This is a genomic window from Heminiphilus faecis (assembly GCF_008728965.1).
Taxonomy (GTDB): Bacteria; Bacteroidota; Bacteroidia; order Bacteroidales; family Muribaculaceae; genus Muribaculum; species Muribaculum faecis.
On record NZ_VSMC01000072.1, the window covers coordinates 1 to 702 of the forward strand.

Consider the following 702-nt stretch of genomic DNA (forward strand, 5'->3'; position numbering starts at 1 on the left):
CATTTCCCAGTCCCCGAAGCGTGTGCCGTCAGCCTCGGCCGGACGCTGATGTATGGATACACGGTCGGGAATGATTGTCCGTCCCGACGGTTTGCGTTTACGGCCTTTGTGTCTGCGGTATTTAAGTTTGTGCCGGCAATGTTTTCTCAGCTCTCCCGTTTCATCTGCGCGTATTATCTGATATATGCGTTCATGGCTGATCCTCAGTCCTTCAAGTCTGAGATAGCCGGAAATCTGCCTTGGCGACCAGTCTTCCTCGCGTAACAGCCGCAAGGCTTTGTGGATAATCCACCGAGGGGTGCGTCGGTTTGTACAGATGCGTTCCCGTCGCTCCATGGCCTTCCGGTGCGCCAGCTGCCATGTGTATTTTCCGTGTTTCCCGCTGTTGCGCTTTAGCTCTCTGCAGAGCGTTGATTGTGAAATGCCGATGCGGTCGCAGATGATTTTTCTTGCGATTCCGTCTTGTAGGTACGCGAAAATTTGCGACCTTTGTTCCGAGGTTAGTTGTTTGTACATGAGCAATACAAAGTTAATTAATCTCCGGGAGACTTCGGTCTCCTTTTTTGTATTGCTTGTTTTTTCTACCGATTCACTCTTGGGGGCGGACTCGGCCGCCCCCGCCGCTTGGGCATCCCCCTCCGAGAGGAGTGAGGTTGGTCTGCTTATCTAAGCAAAGTTTTTGCACTTCGATTTTGAATCTTC

At 51.7% G+C, this 702-nt stretch carries 2 pseudogenes; both read right to left on the bottom strand.

From position 1 onward, the window contains the following. Positions 1-336, bottom strand: a pseudogene (locus FW767_RS12965) (IS30 family transposase); the annotation flags it as partial. Positions 337-396: 60 nt separating this feature from the next. Continuing rightward, positions 397-516, bottom strand: a pseudogene (locus FW767_RS13505) (IS30 family transposase); the annotation flags it as partial. Between the last annotated feature and the right edge of the window lie 186 nt (positions 517-702).